General features: G+C 70.9%; 15 protein-coding genes. 2 read left to right on the top strand and 13 right to left on the bottom strand.

What is annotated here, in order from left to right:
- Positions 1 to 87: 87 nt before the first annotated feature.
- The 4 genes from ACWD11_RS11925 to ACWD11_RS11910 all read right to left on the bottom strand — a co-directional run bounded on the left by ACWD11_RS11925 (position 88) and on the right by ACWD11_RS11910 (position 4,343).
- Entirely contained in the window at positions 88 to 1,389 is a 1,302-nt protein-coding gene (locus tag ACWD11_RS11925; RefSeq protein WP_451282713.1) for a hypothetical protein, read from the bottom strand.
- On the bottom strand, positions 1,379 to 1,951 hold the full coding sequence (locus ACWD11_RS11920) for a DUF6114 domain-containing protein (RefSeq protein WP_451282711.1): 573 nt from the start codon (positions 1,949 to 1,951) through the stop codon (positions 1,379 to 1,381). Before ACWD11_RS11920 ends, ACWD11_RS11925 begins: the two co-directional genes overlap by 11 nt.
- Positions 1,952 to 2,079: 128 nt before the next feature.
- The gene (locus ACWD11_RS11915) at positions 2,080 to 2,718 is read right to left on the bottom strand and encodes a DUF6230 family protein (protein ID WP_389414890.1); all 639 of its coding nucleotides are present in this window, start codon (positions 2,716 to 2,718) and stop codon (positions 2,080 to 2,082) included.
- Between the two features lie 650 nt (positions 2,719 to 3,368).
- Positions 3,369 to 4,343 (bottom strand): tetratricopeptide repeat protein, encoded by a 975-nt coding sequence (locus ACWD11_RS11910; protein WP_389414891.1) that lies wholly within the window; start codon positions 4,341 to 4,343, stop codon positions 3,369 to 3,371.
- Between the two features lie 192 nt (positions 4,344 to 4,535).
- Between ACWD11_RS11910 and ACWD11_RS11905 the strand changes: the two genes are divergently transcribed.
- The gene (locus tag ACWD11_RS11905; RefSeq protein WP_389414892.1) at positions 4,536 to 5,162 is read left to right on the top strand and encodes a TetR/AcrR family transcriptional regulator; all 627 of its coding nucleotides are present in this window, start codon (positions 4,536 to 4,538) and stop codon (positions 5,160 to 5,162) included.
- A 66-nt stretch (positions 5,163 to 5,228) separates the two neighbouring features.
- Here the strand turns inward: ACWD11_RS11905 and ACWD11_RS11900 are convergent, their stop codons facing one another.
- The 3 genes from ACWD11_RS11900 to ACWD11_RS11890 all read right to left on the bottom strand — a co-directional run bounded on the left by ACWD11_RS11900 (position 5,229) and on the right by ACWD11_RS11890 (position 7,942).
- Positions 5,229 to 6,929: an acyl-CoA mutase large subunit family protein gene (locus tag ACWD11_RS11900; RefSeq protein WP_451282708.1), complete on the bottom strand. Its 1,701-nt coding sequence runs from the start codon at positions 6,927 to 6,929 to the stop codon at positions 5,229 to 5,231.
- Between the two features lie 121 nt (positions 6,930 to 7,050).
- On the bottom strand, positions 7,051 to 7,389 hold the full coding sequence (locus ACWD11_RS11895; protein ID WP_389414894.1) for a DUF3817 domain-containing protein: 339 nt from the start codon (positions 7,387 to 7,389) through the stop codon (positions 7,051 to 7,053).
- Positions 7,390 to 7,432: 43 nt separating this feature from the next.
- On the bottom strand, positions 7,433 to 7,942 hold the full coding sequence (locus ACWD11_RS11890; protein WP_389414895.1) for a MarR family winged helix-turn-helix transcriptional regulator: 510 nt from the start codon (positions 7,940 to 7,942) through the stop codon (positions 7,433 to 7,435).
- A 186-nt stretch (positions 7,943 to 8,128) separates the two neighbouring features.
- Between ACWD11_RS11890 and ACWD11_RS11885 the strand changes: the two genes are divergently transcribed.
- On the top strand, positions 8,129 to 9,130 hold the full coding sequence (locus ACWD11_RS11885) for a glycoside hydrolase family 6 protein (RefSeq protein WP_389414896.1): 1,002 nt from the start codon (positions 8,129 to 8,131) through the stop codon (positions 9,128 to 9,130).
- Position 9,131: 1 nt separating this feature from the next.
- On the opposite strand, the gene ACWD11_RS11880 is transcribed toward ACWD11_RS11885, so the two are convergent.
- The 6 genes from ACWD11_RS11880 to ACWD11_RS11855 all read right to left on the bottom strand — a co-directional run bounded on the left by ACWD11_RS11880 (position 9,132) and on the right by ACWD11_RS11855 (position 15,838).
- On the bottom strand, positions 9,132 to 11,087 hold the full coding sequence (locus ACWD11_RS11880) for a radical copper oxidase GlxA (RefSeq protein WP_389414897.1): 1,956 nt from the start codon (positions 11,085 to 11,087) through the stop codon (positions 9,132 to 9,134).
- A 3-nt stretch (positions 11,088 to 11,090) separates the two neighbouring features.
- The gene (locus tag ACWD11_RS11875; RefSeq protein WP_389414898.1) at positions 11,091 to 12,896 is read right to left on the bottom strand and encodes a glycosyltransferase family 2 protein; all 1,806 of its coding nucleotides are present in this window, start codon (positions 12,894 to 12,896) and stop codon (positions 11,091 to 11,093) included.
- Positions 12,897 to 13,188: 292 nt separating this feature from the next.
- Positions 13,189 to 13,479, bottom strand: a complete 291-nt coding sequence (locus ACWD11_RS11870; protein WP_451282705.1) for a hypothetical protein — start codon at positions 13,477 to 13,479, stop codon at positions 13,189 to 13,191.
- A 276-nt stretch (positions 13,480 to 13,755) separates the two neighbouring features.
- Positions 13,756 to 14,403 carry a TetR/AcrR family transcriptional regulator gene (locus ACWD11_RS11865; protein WP_451282703.1) on the bottom strand — a complete coding sequence of 216 codons (648 nt, stop codon included), beginning with the start codon at positions 14,401 to 14,403 and terminating at the stop codon, positions 13,756 to 13,758.
- A complete protein-coding gene (locus ACWD11_RS11860) occupies positions 14,400 to 15,080 on the bottom strand; it encodes a DUF4166 domain-containing protein (RefSeq protein ID WP_451282701.1) in 681 nt (226 codons plus the stop codon). Before ACWD11_RS11860 ends, ACWD11_RS11865 begins: the two co-directional genes overlap by 4 nt.
- On the bottom strand, positions 15,077 to 15,838 hold the full coding sequence (locus ACWD11_RS11855; RefSeq protein ID WP_451282699.1) for a hypothetical protein: 762 nt from the start codon (positions 15,836 to 15,838) through the stop codon (positions 15,077 to 15,079). Before ACWD11_RS11855 ends, ACWD11_RS11860 begins: the two co-directional genes overlap by 4 nt.
- Between the last annotated feature and the right edge of the window lie 105 nt (positions 15,839 to 15,943).

Here is a 15,943-nt window from a genome sequence, read left to right as displayed (position 1 = left end):
GAGGGGTCGTGTACGGCGCTGAGGGCGCCCCTGGACCAGGGGCGCCCTCAGGCGTTGTGCGGCTCCCGAACGGGCTTTTGAGGGCGCTCAGTCGGTGATGAACTGATGCAGCCCGGGCACGTGCAGGGTTCCGCCGAACTGGCCGGCCTGCACGACCTTCACCTTGGTGAAGTAGATCAGCGGGATGTTCAGCGGCGGCGGGTTCTCCGGGGTGAAGGTCACCGGGATCAGCCCCAGCAGGTTGCCGGAGATGGACTCGGTGTACATGAGCGTCTCGCCGTCGCGGATCGTCGACGTCGTTCCGGCGCCCGCCTGCACGTGGTACGTCTTGCCCGACTGCGGGTCCTCGACCGTCTGGTGCAGATCGCCGATGTCGGTGCCGTCGGAGATGACGTACTTCAGCACCTCCTTGGTGGTGCCGTTGGCCGTCTTCACCTTGACGATGCCCTGGTAGTCGGCGCCCTTGAGCAGCAGCGAGCTGGCGTTCAGGTACCACGGGTCGTCGGGCAGCGGGACGGCGTTGTCGACGCCGCCCTTGTCGTCCGTGGCGGCCGGGCAGTCCTCGGGATCGGTGGTGGAACTCGCCGACGGGCTCGGGGTCGCGGTGGCGGTGGCCTCGTCGGCCGCCTCCTCGGCCGCCTCGCCGGTGGCCTCGGCCGCCGGGGACGCCGCGTCGGTGGTGTCCTTGACCGCGTCCTCGACCGTCTCGGTGACCCCGTCGGTGACCTCGTCGGTGATCTCCTTGCCGGGGTCGGAGGCTTCGGCGCTCGGCGACGCGGAGGCCGACGGGGTGGCCGAGGGCGACGGGCTCGCGCTCTCCGCGCCGTCACCCGGCGTGAAGATGCCGGTGATGGCGTCGCCGATGCCGTCCAGCAGGTTGCCGTCGGACTCCGAGGGCGACGGCGAGGGGGACGCCGTAGCGGTCTGCTCGCCACCGGACTGCGGCTCGGCGGTCCTGCTCTCGGACGCGGACGGCGTGGGCTCGGCCTCGTCGTCGGAACCTGAATCCGGCGAAGAGGGCTCACCCGTGGAGGCCGACGGGGTGGGTGTCGGTTCCGCCGTGTCGTCCTCGGCGGGGGATTCGCTCGCACTCTCGCTCACGGACGGCGACGGGGACGGGGACGGGGTCTCACCCTCCAGGGCGGCCACGCAGTCCTTGTACTCGTCGGCCGTCAGGCTCTTGGCGGCGGGCTGGTCCTCCGCGTTGGCGAGCGTCGGCGTGAAGCCCATCCCCATCAGGACCGCGGTCGGCATCGCGGCCAGCGCTATCGCCTTGCCGGCCGGCATGTGGAACCGGGTGAACAGCGGCTTCTTGGGAGCCGCGTGCCGCGGCCCGGTTCTCGCACGGGACTCCACGTCAGTCCCGTGGGTCACCTCGTCAGCCGGCACTGTGCCTCCCGTTCGCCCCGTTCGCCGGGCTCGTTCCTGACAGATCGTTCGGCTCATCCACCGTGTCCGCCTCAGCCGGGAGCGCGCCCGCGGGGGCGTCACCCTGCTCGACCGTGGCCTCCGGCACCGGCTGCGGCTGCGGCTGCGGCTGCGGCGGCGGGCCCGGCGCCCACGACACGGCCATCGCGCCGCCGACGAGGGCGAGCAGGAAGCCGATCAGGAAGCCGCCGAGGTTGGACACGGGGAGGGACACCAGCGCCAGCAGGATCGCCGCGACACCCGCGAAGGTGCGTACGTGCTTCTGGAACCAGAGGCTGACGCCGAGGACGACGAGCAGCACGCCGATGATCAGGGACCCGGCGCCCGCGGTGGTGGCCATCGCCAGCGTCAGGTGACCGATCTGGAGGTTCGCGTACGGGAAGTAGGCGATGGGGAGTCCACCGAGGATGATGAACAGACCGGCCCAGAAAGGCCTCTCGCCCCGCCAGACGCGGAAGTGCCGCCTGATGACCCGGAGGTAGTGCTCGTCGCGGCCGGGTACGGCAGGAGTCTCGGCGCTCATGGAAAACAGCTCCCTGGTACGGCTTTGCTGTGGTGGTGAGTTGTGCGGCTCGGGCCGGGGGTGTGCGGACACGGCCGGAGTGGGGACGGGCGGGGGCGCCACCGGCTCCCCCGCCCGTCAGCGAGTGCTTAGTAGCACTCCTTGACACCCGTCGACAGCTTCATCGACAGACCGCTGAGCTTGAAGGTTCCGGCGGTGGTCGCCCACGCCGTCTGCTTCACGTCCTTCAGCACGACCGAGTCGGCCTGCTGCGCGAAGCCGAACGGGTTGGACTGCTCCTTGCCGCCCTTCATGCCGGGACCCTTGACGGCGTCCTTGGCGGCCACACCGATGTCGATGCCCTTGAACGTCGCGTCGGCGTTGAGCTCGGCGACGTCGATGTACAGGTTCTCGGCCTCGACCGGCTTGTCCGGGTCCTGGCCGGCCCGCAGGATCAGGCTGACACTCCCGAGGACCGGGATGTCGGGGGTGACGACCGACTGGCACAGGCTGTTGATGGTCGCGGTCTTGAAGGCCGAGACCGCGACGGGGTGAACCGTCTTCTTGCCGCTGAGCGTGTAGCCCTCGTCAAGGGCGCCGTACTGGCTGAAGCCCGTACCGTCGAGCTGCTTGGTCGTCACCTTGAACGACTGGCCCGACACGCTGAACGACGCGGCGAGAGCGCCCTGCGCGAGGGCGACACCTATCGCTGCCGTGGCGGCCACGCTGGGCACCATCACGACGGCGAACCGCTTCCATCTGGTCCCGCCACGCACCTGGGACTCCATATTTCCTCCTTCTCGGACGTACATCTCCTGGCCCTGACTGCCGCTTTCGAACGCGACGGCTCAGCCGGGCAGGGATGGGAGAAGTGCTACGTCCTCGGAAAGGAGAGCGCCTGCTTCGGCGGCGCGAACCGCGCCCGAATCACCGGCGATCACCCCCGAGCGACAACCACTGGTCGCGCCTGACACGCATCACGCACAACCTTGCTGGACAGGCTTCGCCTGGTGGCGAAGACCCCCCTGCCCGAGAGCCGGCGCCACTGCCGCCGGCTCTGCTCGGTGGGGACCCTGGACTCCCGTGACCCGACCGGCTGTCGGGTAGTTCGGGAATGGACCGAGCGTCGCCGATCGTGGTGCATTCTCGGCGCCCGCACAAGGGGGTTCGTTACTCGCTAGTAACGGCCGGATAACCGAACAACGACCCGCTGGTCTCGGACATCGACGGAGGGTGGTGCGAGGGGGGTGGACATGTCAGTGAATGGCCGGACAGAATCCGACAGAACAACGCCCTCGACTTACTGGAAGTAACAGCGGCCGCGATTACCAAGATTTGGTAAAGCGCGGCCGCTTTGGCACTTCGTCGGCAGTTCTTTCACTCGGGCAACACGCGCCCTCGCGTTTAGTGACTGGTCAGAACGGGGTTCGCGCCCCGGTCAGAACAGAGCGCGCGCCAGTGCCCTGCGCGCCGCCGTCACTCGCGGGTCGTCGGAGCCGACGACCTCGAACAGTTCCAGCAACCGCAGGCGTGCGGCCTCGCGCTCGTCGCCCGCGGTGCGCTGGACGGTCTCGATGAGCCGTCCGAAGGCGTCCTCGACATGACCGCCCACCAGATCCAGGTCGGCGGCGGCGATCTGCGCCTGCGCATCGGTCGGCCGGTCCGCCGCCTCCTTGCGCACCCGCGCCGGATCGGCGCCCTGCACCCGCTGCAGCAACTCGGCCTGCGCCAGGCCCAGTTTCGCCTCGGAGTTCCCCGGGTCGTCGCTCAGCACGTTCTTGTAGGCCTGGACCGCCCCGCCGAAGTCCCCCGCGTCGAGGGCCTGTACGGCGGCCTCCAGCAGCGCGTCGTACGGGCCGGCCGGTGCCGCGGGCGCCGGCTGGGCGGCGCCGGGCTCGGCCTCGGGGTCGACGGCGAGACCGGTGAGGCCGAAGCGCTGCTCGGCCACCGTCACCAGCTGGTCGAGGGTCCCCCGGATCTGCGCCTCGCCGGCGGCACCCTGGAAGAGCGGGAGCGCCTGGCCGGCGACGACGGCGAACACGGCCGGAATGCCCTGCACCCCGAACTGCTGCATCAGCATCTGGTTGGCGTCGACGTCGATCTTGGCGAGGACGAAGCGGCCGTTGTACTCGACGGCGAGCCGCTCGAGCACGGGGCTCAGCTGCTTGCAGGGCTGGCACCACTCGGCCCAGAAGTCGATGACGACGGGCACCTCGGTGGACCGCTGAAGTACGTCTCGCTCGAACCCGGCCTCGTCGACGTCGAGGACGAGGTCGGCGGGCGAGACGGCCCCTCCCCCGCCCTGCCGGGCGGCATCGGCGCGCGCCTGCTCCGCCTTCGCCTTGGCCTCTTGGGCCGCCTTCACCGCGGCGAGGTCGACGACTCCGCTCATGGACATGTTCCGTGGCTGCATGCGTCTATCCTCCCCCGTCTTCGCGCGCGAGTGAAAAGCGATGAGAAAAGCCGATCGGACGCCGGGTCCCCACCCCACGCCAGTGGTTTCGCTACGAGTCGTAGCGTAATGGCACCGGGCGCCTCCGGTACACCGTGCCCCGGTGATCTGTCTCACGGCGGCGACGGGAACCGCGGTGGTTATGGTCGGGGGATGCAGAGCAGCCTTCCCGCCCCACGTGCCACCGGGCGCCCCCGCAGCGCGGCGGCGGACGCCGCGATCCTCGCGGCGACGCGGGAGGCGCTGGTGGAGCTGGGCTGGTCGAAACTGACCCTGTCGGACGTGGCCGTGCGGGCCGGCGTCGCCAAGACGACGCTCTACCGCCGCTGGGCGGGCAAGAACGAGCTGGTGGTCGACGCGGTGGCCGAGCTGTTCGACGAACTCGAACTCCCCGACCGCGGCACCCTGGGCGCGGACATCGAGGGAGTGGTGCTGCAGTTCGCGGCGATCCTGGCCCGCCCGGAGGCCAAGAGCGGCCTGATGGCGGTGGTCGCGGAGTCCACCCGCGACGAGGCGCTGCGCGAGCGCATCCGCACGTCCATCGTCGACCGGCAGAAACGCCTGGTCCTGGAGGGCAGGGCACGGGCCCAGGCCCGCGGCGAACTCCCCCCGGAGACGGACGCGTCGGAGGCGGCCCGCACGGTGGACCTCATCTTCGACGTGGTCGCCGGCGCGGTCGTCCACCGCTGCCTGGTCAGCGCGGAACCGGCGGACGAGCAGTGGGTGCGGGGCTTCACGAAGGTACTGGTGGCGGGGCTGGCGGCAACGGCCGCGGGATGAGGCCGGCTTCGGCCGCCGGGGGGAGGCACTGAGCGACCCTCCCGGCCGCCTCGGCCGGCCCCGGGGTCAGAATCCGGCGGGCTCCGTGTACACGCCCCACTCGTCCCGCAGCACCCCGCAGATCTCGCCCAGCGTCGCCTCGGCGCGTACGGCGTCCAGCATCGGCCCGATCATGTTGGACCCGTCCCGGGCCGCGGCGAGCATCGCGTCCAGCGCGGACCGCACCGCCGCCTCGTCCCGGCCCGCCTTGCGCCCGGCGAGCTCCCGCACCTGCTCCCGCTCCACCTCGTGGCTCACCCGCAGGATCTCCAGATCGCCGGTGACGGACCCGGTGTGGACGTTCACGCCCACCACCTTCTTGTCACCCTTCTCCAGCGACCGCTGGTACTGGAACGCCGACTCGGCGATCTCGCCGGTGAACCAGCCGTCCTCGATCCCCCGCAGGATCCCGGAGGTGATCGGGCCGATCGGATGGCGGCCGTCGGGATGCGCCCGCAGCCCCCGCTCCTTGATCTGGTCGAAGATCTTCTCCGCGTCCGCCTCGATGCGGTCCGTGAGCTGCTCGACGTACCAGGCACCGCCCAGTGGGTCCGCGACGTTCGCGACGCCGGTCTCCTCCATCAGCACCTGCTGGGTGCGCAGCGCGATCTCCGCCGCCTGCTCGCTCGGCAGCGCCAGCGTCTCGTCCAGCGCGTTGGTGTGCAGCGAGTTCGTCCCGCCCAGCACCGCCGCCAGCGCCTCCACCGCCGTCCGCACGACGTTGTTGTACGGCTGCTGCGCCGTCAGCGAGACACCCGCCGTCTGCGTGTGGAAGCGCAGCCACTGGGCCTTGTCGGAGGTAGCGCCGTAGACGTCCCGCATCCACCGCGCCCAGATGCGCCGCGCCGCGCGGAACTTGGCGATCTCCTCGAAGAAGTCGAGGTGCGCGTCGAAGAAGAAGGACAGGCCGGGGGCGAACACGTCCACGTCCAGGCCCCGGGACAGGCCCAGCTCGACATAGCCGAAGCCGTCCGCCAGCGTGTACGCCAGTTCCTGCGCGGCCGTCGCCCCGGCCTCGCGGATGTGGTAGCCGGAGACCGACAGCGGCTTGTAGGCGGGGATGCCGGCCGCGCAGTACTCCATCAGGTCGCCGATCAGCCGTAGATGCGGCTCGGGCTGGAAGAGCCACTCCTTCTGGGCGATGTACTCCTTGAAGATGTCCGTCTGGAGCGTGCCGTTCAGCACCGCCGGGTCCACGCCCTGGCGCTCCGCCGCCACCAGGTACATGCAGAACACCGGCACCGCCGGGCCGCTGATCGTCATCGAGGTCGTGACATCCCCGAGCGGGATGTCCTGGAACAGGATCTCCATGTCCGCCGCCGAGTCGATCGCCACCCCGCAGTGGCCGACCTCGCCCAGCGAGCGCGGGTCGTCCGAGTCGCGGCCCATCAGCGTCGGCATGTCGAAGGCGACCGACAGACCCCCGCCGCCGTTGGCGAGGATCATCTTGTAGCGCTCGTTGGTCTGCTCGGCGTTGCCGAAGCCGGCGAACTGCCGGATGGTCCAGGTACGCCCGCGGTAGCCGGTCGGGTACAGGCCGCGGGTGAAGGGGTACTCCCCCGGCCAGCCGATCCGCTCGAAGCCCTCATAGGTGTCCCCGGGACGGGGACCGTACACCGGCTCCACGGGGTCCCCGGAGAGCGTGGTGAAGTCAGCGTCGCGCTTGCGTGCGGCGTCGTACCGGGCCTGCCAGCGTCGGCGGCCCTCCTCGATGGCGTCAGCGTCCATGACTCCAAATTACTAGGACGTCCTAGTAAATGTCGATGGCTGTCGGCCATTCGCCGGGTCGCCCCAGCAAGGCTCCAGCAAGAACCGCCGGACGGTCGAGGCCGTCCGGCGGTGTACGCGGCTACGCCTTGGCGACCGCGGGTGACTCCTCGGCCACCTGCGCGTCCAGCTCGCGGCTGATCCGCCGCTCCACGAAGAACGCGGCCGTCGGGATCGTCCCGGCGAGCAGCACCCACAGCTGCTTGGCCACCGGCCACCTCGCCTTGGAGCCCAGGTCGAAGGCGAAGACCAGATAGAGGACGTACAGCCAGCCGTGCGCGATCGAGACGACCCGGGTCGCGTCCGCCGCGCCGTCCACGTCCAGCACGTACTTGCCGATCATGCACAGGCACAGCAGCACCAGCAGCACACCGGTGACGTAGGCCATGACGCGGTAGCGGGTGAGCACGCTCTTTTTCATACGGTCGAGCGTAACGACCCGTTCCGGGCGATCTTTCCCCGGGTCACTGCTCCTCGAAGTCGTGCGCGGCGATGCGCAGCGGGCGCAGCATGGCGAAGATCTCCGCGCACTCCTCCGCGTCGTACACCCCGAGACCGAAGTCCATCGCCATCAGGTCACGGGTGGCCGCCTCGACCACCTCGCGGCCCTTCTCCGTGATGGAGGCGAGCGTGCCGCGCCCGTCGTTGGGGTTGGGGCGCTTGTCGACCAGGCCCGACCTGACCAGCCGGTCGACGGTGTTCGTCACGGACGTGGGGTGCACCATCAGCCGCTCGCCGATCTTGGACATCGGCAGCTCGCCGGCCTTGGAGAAGTTGAGCAGCACCAACGCCTCGTACCGGGCGAAGGTCAGCCCGTACGGCTTGACCACCGCGTCGACCTCGGCGAGCAGGATCTGCTGGGCGCGCATGATCGAGGTGATCGCCGCCATGGACGGCACGTTTCCCCAGCGCTGCTTCCAGAGTTCGTCGGCGCGGGCGATGGGGTCGAAAGGAAGACTGAGCGGCTTCGGCACGGCACCAGACCCTACCGGCCGGTCATATGGCGGTCAGCCCTGTCTCGCTCCTCGGTCGGCCTGCCCCGGGAGCGGTGTGCGCCATGTCTTTTCCAGGGCGATTCGCACGGTTATGCAACGATTGATCACACATCGTCATCTATCGCAACCGACCGTCACCTCATCTCACCTCACCAAGGGAGCAGCATGCCCCGGCTGATCCACACCCTCGCGGCTCTCGCGGTGCTCGGAGTCGCGGCGGGCTGTGCCCCCGGCTCCGACGTCGACGAGGCCTCCGCCGTCGGCGCCGCCTCGAGCAAGGGGAGCCCGGCGCCCGCCTCACCGTTCTGGGTCGATCCCGAGAGTCCGGCCGCACGGCAGATCACGCAGTGGGAGCGCGAGGGCCGCACCGAGGACGCGCGGCTGCTGCGCCGGATCGCCGACCGCCCGGCCGCGCTGTGGCCGCCCGCCGAGACCGACCCCGGCCCCCTCGTCCGCAGGGCCACCGCCGCGGCCACCGCCCAGGGGCGGACCGCCCTCCTCGTGGCGTACGACATTCCGCACCGGGACTGCGGCCAGCACTCGGCGGGCGGGGCCGCGGACGCGGACGCGTACCGCGGCTGGATCGAGAAGTTCGCGAGCGCGCTCGGGGAGAGCAAGGCGCTGGTCGTGCTGGAACCGGACGCGGTGGCGCACATCGTGGACGGCTGCACGCCGGGCGAGTTGCACGCGGAGCGGGAGCAGCTGCTGGGCGAGGCGATCCGCCGGCTCAAGAAGCAGCCGCACACCAAGGTGTACCTGGACGCGGGCAACCCGTCCTGGATCAAGGAGCCGGCCAAGCTGGTGGAGCCGCTGCGACGGGCCGGGATCGCCGACGCGGACGGCTTCGCGCTGAACGTCTCCAACTTCCAGACGAACGCGGTGACCGCGGAGTACGGCCTGCGGCTGTCCCGGAGCCTGGGCGGCAAGCACTTCGTCATCGACACCAGCCGCAACGGCAACGGTCCGCTGCCCGGCGTCTGGTGCAACCCGCCGGGGCGCGCCCTCGGCACCCCGCCCTCGACGGACACCGAAGAGCCCGCCCTGGACGCCTATCTGTGGGTGAAGCGGCCCGGGGAGTCGGACGGGACCTGCGCGGGCGGTCCGAACGCCGGGCAGTGGTGGCCGGAGTACGCGCTGGCGCTGGCACGCAACTCCGGCTCCCGGTAGATCACTTCACCTTGATCCAGTGCGCCACGGACGGGGTGCCCTCCGCGTCGGTGACGAACAGCATGTACCAGCCGGGCGGCACCAGCGCCGGGTCCTTCGGCACGGTCACCGTCACCGAGCGGGCGTCCTTGGTCAGGCCGAGCTCGATGGAGCGCTGCTCGACGTCCGTGGTGTGGGTGACCGCGCTGGGGCGCATCAGGCGGGCCTTGACGATCCGCTCCGGGTGCTCGGTGCGGTAGGTCGCCCGGTGCTCGGCGTCGAGGAGCTTCGGTCCCTCCTTCAGTACGGGGCGGTCGGCGCCGTTGCGGTGCAGGGCGGGCGGGGTGAAGACCTCCATGCGCTGCTCGAAGTGGCCGAGCTTGGTGTTCTGCTGGTCGTCGAAGAGGGGGTCGGAGCCGAAGGTGGCGACCCGGCCGTCGGGCAGCAGCAGTGCCTCGGAGTGGTAGTTGCGGCCCACCTTGGGGGCGGCGGCCTCCCGGAAGACGTTCTCCTTGGGCAGGTAGAACTGCGCCTTGAGGATGTTGCTGGCGCTGCGGCCGCGGTAGTCCTCGGAGCCGTTGGCCGTGAAGACGGTGTCGTCCGGCATGATCACGCTGTTCAGGTAGCGGGTGCCCTGGGGCAGGTCGGGGCCGTCCTGGAAGACGGGGTTGTCCTTCTTCAGGTCGATGACGGCCGTGCGCGGGGTGGACTTCTTCGACTCGCCGACGCCTCCGCCGCCGAGGATCATGACCTTCTGGTCCTGGGCGGGGGGCAGCAGGAGGGATGCGGCGGTCTCGGTCGCGTCCGCGTCGCGCAGACCGGGCACCTTCTCGAAGGTGTTGGTCTTCAGGTCCCACAGCCCCGGGTCGCGGCCCATCTCGGCGGGGCCGTAACCGGCGTTGGCCGCCGGGTAGAAGAGCTTGCCGCCCTTGGTGAGGAACAGGGCCGGATAGGTGGGGAAGTAGCGCTTGGGGCCCGGGGACCACTTCTTGGTCTCCGGGTCGTAGATCTCGTTGTCCCCCGGGTCGACCACACCGACGTCGTCCAGCCCCGACACGGCGAGCACCCGTCCGTCGTCCAGGCCGACCAGGGTCGGGTACCAGCGGGCCTTGTCCATGGGGTCGACGGGGATGTACTTCTCGGCGACGGGGTCGAACTCGTAGGCCGCGCGGATGCCCTGGAAGTCCTGCTTCTCCAGCGTGATCTTCTCGGAGAGACCGTAGATGTTCTTGGCGTCCCGGCCGTTCAGCCCGACCACCTCGTACTGCGTCTGGGTGTCGGTGACCGACAGGGGGCCCTTCTCCACGGCCTCCACGAAGACCCGGGCCTCGCTGGCGGTGACCTTCGTCCGCCAGGGCCGCATCGCGCCGCTCTGGGTGTACGTCACCTTGAAGGTGCGCTTGGCCTTGGGGACGGTGACGTCGAAGCGGGTGACGTACTCGACGCCCGCCGGTGAGCGGAAGCGGGTGCCCTTCTTCAGGATCACGGCCTTGTCGGGGTTCTCGTTCTTGACCCGCATGCCGCCGCCGGCCCGCTCGACCTCTCCGTCGAGGAGTTCGTAGCGGGCCGTCCCCCCGGCCACCAGCAGGCGGCCGTCGGGGAGTTGGGCGTGGCCGGAGCAGAAGAAGTCGTCGGGGGTGGGGATCTTCTTGAAGGTGTTGTCCCGCGGGTCCCACAGGACGGTGTCGAAGGACCCCTTGTCGAACTTCTTCTGCTCGTTGCCCGAGCCCGCCACGATCAGCACCTTGCCGGTGTGCAGCAGGGCCGCGTGGATGGCGTTGGTGCGGTACTCCTCCGGGATGTCGATCTGGGTCCAGGAGCCGTAGCGGGCCTTGTAGGCGGGCTGGGCGATCTTGTACTCGTGGTAGCGCTCACCCGCGAAGTCCAGTGCGGCGGGGGCGTTGAGGCCGGCCAGGACCGCGATGCCGCCGATGCCGAGGACGGTCTTCTTGGTCTTCTGCGAGGGCTGGTAGGCCATGAGCTAGTTGCCTCCTGTCGTGCTGCCGGGGGCGGTCGCGCCGCTGGTGGCGAGGGCCGGCTCGGTGCCCTCGACGGGCCGTGGGGCGGGGCGCGGCGCCTGCCGTGCGCGGCGCTCCGCGTACTGGGTGCCGGCCCATACCGCGACCGGGGCCAGGGAGATGGCCATGGCCAGCACCGCCCAGGTGCGCATGGCGGCATGGGTGTGGTCGAGGACCGTCGAGGCGACGAGCGAGACGGCGAGCAGGGCGGCCCAGCCCAGGTGGATGCGGAAGGTGAGCAGCCGGTCGGGGCTGGCGTCCCCGCCCTTGGGGGTGACGACGAACCTGCTGGGACGGCGGATCAGCGCCTCCCCGAAGGACTTGAGGTAGATCGGCGCGGAGAGCGCGGACATCGCCATGCCGGCGAGTCCGCCGGAGCCCCGCGGTTCGTGCGGGGAGACGTTGTGCCGGCGGTTCCACAGGTAGAGGCCGATCTGCAGGGCGGCGGCGTCGCTGTAGAGCATCAGCCACACGGAGGCCGCGACCTGGGTGCCGGAGGCGCCGAACCAGAGGAAGAGGACACAGCTGAGGATGCCGAGGAGCCAGTTGACGGCCGTCATCGGGTAGTAGACGAGCATCATGGTGTACGAGAAGAGACGGCCGGGCGGCATGCTGAACGGCGCCCTCCAGTACTGCTTGAAGAGGGTCTCGTAGGTCCCCCGGGACCAGCGCATCTGCTGGGTGAAGAAGTCGGTCCAGGAGGCCGGTCCCTCGCCGACGGCGAGCACGTCCGGGGTGTAGACGGACTGCCAGTGGGCGCCGGTTCGCGGGTTGCGGTGCCGGTGCAGCTCGAAGCCGGTGGCCATGTCCTCGGTGATGGAGTCGTACAGGCCGCCGATCTGCCGGACGGCGGAGATCCGTACGACGTTGTTGGTGCCGACGAACATGGGGGCGCGGTAGCGGTTCCCGGCGCGCTGGATGAGCGCGTGGAAGAGGAACTGCTGCGACTCGGCGGCCTTGGTGACGGGGTTGTGGTAGTTGCCGTAGACCTGGGGGCCGACCACGAAGGCGACGTCCGGGTCGCGGAAGTAGCCCATCATCCGCTCCAGGAAGTTCGGGAGCGGGACGTGGTCGGTGTCGACGGAGGCGAAGAAGTCGTAGTCGCCGCCGTGCATGGCGATCCACGCGTTGTAGTTGCCGTGCTTGGTGCGGGCCTTGTGGACGCCCTTGGCGCGGTTCCACTCCGGGACGCCGAGGCGGGTGAAGTGGCGGACGCCGAGTTCGGCGCAGAGGGCCTTGGCCCCGTCGTCGTCGCCCTCGTCGAGGAGCCAGATGTCGAGAGGGCCGGGGTGGGTGATCCTGGTCGCGCCCTCGAGGGTGGCGCGGAGCATGGAGAGGGGTTCCTTGCCCGGGACGTAGGTCGTGAGGAAGGCGACTCTGGTGCCGGGTTCGGGGGTGACCGGGACCGGGTCGCGGGCCACCAGGGTGGCGTGGGCGACGGAGGCGACGTTGACGACCATGAAGAGTTCGATGAGCCCGATCGATATGAGCATGGTGACGTCGAGGCCGGTCAGCCAGCGGTCGGCGCCCTCGCGCTCGACCCAGTGGGTCGGCCAGACGAGGTAGACCAGCAGGGCGCCGGTGAGCAGGGGCGCCAGGGTCATCAGGAGGACGGCTCGTATTCGGCGCGGCTCACGGGCGAGTAGCGAGGCGTACTGCACCCGGTACCCCGCGTCGGCCGGCTCGGTGAGCGGTCCGGCGAGTCGGCTGTGGGTGTCGTAGTCATAGCCCTCCGGCCGCACAGCGCCCTCCAGTGATTGAGGAGTCATCGGCGAAATGCGCCGATACCCCTACACAAGATGAGATACGTGGTCGTGTCGAACTGGGGGCGTCCAGGTGGGTGCCCGCCCCGCCAGGAGGACGGACCGGTTCCGGATCCGCCTGACGGGACGGCGAGTTCGGGGGCGCTGCTGCTGTGGGGGGCAGGGGGCGGCCCGGCGGGCTGGAGCAGGGGCCGGTCGCTCGGTAGGTGCGGAATGCCGCCGGGGCTGTGCTCCCGTGTGTCCGGGGGGCTCGGCTGGGGGTGGCGAGGACACCGAGGCCGTTGCGCCGGACGGCGGGTCAGCGCGGGCGGGCGAGGCGCAGGGGTGGTGCGGACTGGGCGCCAGGATGGGTGGGTGTCGGTTCGGGCGGCGGGCGGCGGGCGGCGGGCGGCGGGCGGCGGGCGGCGGGCGGCGGGCGGGCCAGGGTGACGGCCGGGACGGCGCCGACGTCGGTGAGGGGCCGCATGCAGCGGGAGGCGCGGCAGAGCGGGCCACCGAGCCGGTCCAGCGGGTGCCCAGAGCGTACGGTGACGCCGTGGACGGGCAGGTCGGGGGCGCAGCCCCCGGGCGCCGGATGGCGCCGCGACACCCTCACCCCCGCCTGGCACAGCGGGACCACCCACCGCCCGCCGGGACCGTGCGCTGCAGCCGCTGCGGTGAGGAGCAGGTGACGCCCCTGCCGTGCGCCCAACCGCCCGGCACGGCCCGCCGCCCGCACCCGGCCGGACGCCCGTAGGAACACCCCTTCGCCCCCGCCCCACCGACGCTGCGCCGGAACGACTCAACACTGCCCGCGCCGCAGGCGGTACCGGACCGCACGCTCGGCCAGCACCCCTCGACCACACCCCACCCCACCCCGAACCCCTCAGCGCTGCGTCCGCCGCAGGCGGTGGCGGACCGCTCGTTGGGCCACCGGTCCCAGGTCGTCCAGCGCGGCGACCAGGCGCCCGAGTTGCTCCAGTGCGTCCAGCGCCGCGCCCGCCCCTTCCGCGTCCGCGCCCTCGTACAGCTCGATCCCCACGAACGACGCCGCCACCGCCCGCGCCAGACCGGGCGGGTCCACGAACTCGCCGAACGGGGTGTGCGCCAGGACCCGGGTGAGGACCTGCTCGATCTCGGTGATCCACAGGTCGAGTCCGGCGGCCGTGGCGGGCCCGAGACTCTCGTGGGTCTGGGCACCGGCCAGCAGCTGGCCGAGCAGGGAGACATGACCGAAGGCCCGCTCCTCCTCGTGCATCTCACGGCCGAAGGCGAGGAGTTCGGAGAGCGAGCCGATCGCGGCGAAGCGGTCGCGATAGCGGGCGACCCGCTGTTCCGCGCCGTACCGGCAGGCCGCCGCGAGCAGGTCGTTCAGGGAGCCGAAGTGGTAGAAGACCAGCGCCTGGTTGACCCCGGCGGCCGCCGCGACCGTACGCGCCGACGTCTTGGCGATGCCCTGCTCGGTCAGGGTCCGCAGTGCCCCTTCGAGGAGCTTGGTCTTCGTCTCCAGGGACTTGGCGGTCTCCGGGCTCACGCGCGCACCTCCTCGCGCACCGGGCGCAGACCGGGTCGCACACCGCAGTCCCGGATGTCGGTGTACGTGACCCGGAAGGAACCCTCGTAGCCGAAGAGCGGCCCGAAGTACCGGTTCTCCACCCGGACCCGGATCCGGAAGCGGCCCGTGGCGTCGTCGTAGGACTCGCGCACCTCGGCCGTGGCGCCGATCAGTTCGGGCACCCGGACGTCCACCATGCCCTCGCGGAACCGGTGTTCGCCGGAGCGGACGAGGAGCGATCCGTCGGGCTCGGCCGAGAAGTACAGGTCGGTGGCGAGGTGCTGGTGGGTGCCGAGGTAGTCGAGGACCCGGTCACCCCGGGGGCCGAGCACCATCTGGGCGTCGAAGCGGCGGGGGCGGCCGGGCAGGTCGAAGGTGCGCACGAAGGTCACCGTCTCACGCCCGAAGCTGTCGGTGTACGGCACGTTCTCGATCACGAACGGCACCTGGCGCCCCGCTCTGGGGACCAGAATGTTGCGGGTGGCGCCGAGGGCCAGGAACGGCTTCACGAAGGCCCCGCCGTGCCAGACACGGTCCATGACACCCCGGCCGGTGCAGGCCTCCCCGCTGGTCAGGCCCACGGAGAAGCGGCGCTGGAGCTGCGGGTGCAGCCGGTCGAAACCGGCGCCCATGGCCGTACGGAAGATCGAGGTCATCGCGGGTCCTCCAGGGTGCGCAGCAGCCGGGGTGCCCGCGCCCGCGCCGGCGGCCGTCGCAGACAGCGGCGGGCGGCCGGGGTGCCGGGCAGCGGCGGCGCGACCAGCGTCAGGCAGCACACGACCGCCAGGAGGAGCGGCCAGAGGAACGCCATCGCCGCGGCCAGCGGCCCGAAGGCGGGGAGTACGGACTCGGTGACCAGCCCCGTGGCCGTGGCGGCCAGCAGCAGGGCCCGGACCAGCAGTTCCGTCAGCCAGTTCCGGCGGGCCCGCTCGGGGGTGACGCCGCGCTCCAGCCACAGCCGCAGCCGGTCGAAGGACCAGGCCGTCGCCCAGCCCATGAGCGGGCGGAACAGCAGGCGGTCGGCGAGCGCGCCGAGGGCGCCCCAGCGGGGGCGGTAGTCGTAGCCGGTGAGGAAGCGGACGCCGTCGCCGTCGGGGACGTAGCGCCAGTAGCCGCTGCCCTCGGTGAGCAGCGAGAGCGGGTGGGCGGACGAGAAGCGCAGGGCGGAGGTGCGGGTGCCGTCGGGGCGTTCCTTCTCGCCGGCCGAGACGCCGGTGCCCGCGACGGTGAGGAAGGGCAGCACGCGCGTGGCGTAGCGGAAGCGCTGCGGTTCGCCCTCCGCGCGCGGAAGGTGGTCGATCTCGGTGAAGCGGAGGTCCCAGCGCTGGTGCTGGGACGGCTCCTGCGTACGTGACCACAGGTCGTCGAGGTCGGCGCGGATCCGCGCCTCTATGTACAGACCGGTGTGACCCATGTGATTCCCCCAGGTCAGGCCATTGTTTGAGCGACTGCTCAAACTCACTGATCGGGAAGGTACACCGTTTTGAGCGACCGCTCAAACAAGGGGCACGCAAAAACC

The sequence above is a fragment of the Streptomyces sp. NPDC002776 genome (genome assembly GCF_053592195.1).
Note: the sequence above shows the minus strand (reverse complement) of the source record. Positions and strands in the feature narration are given on the sequence as shown.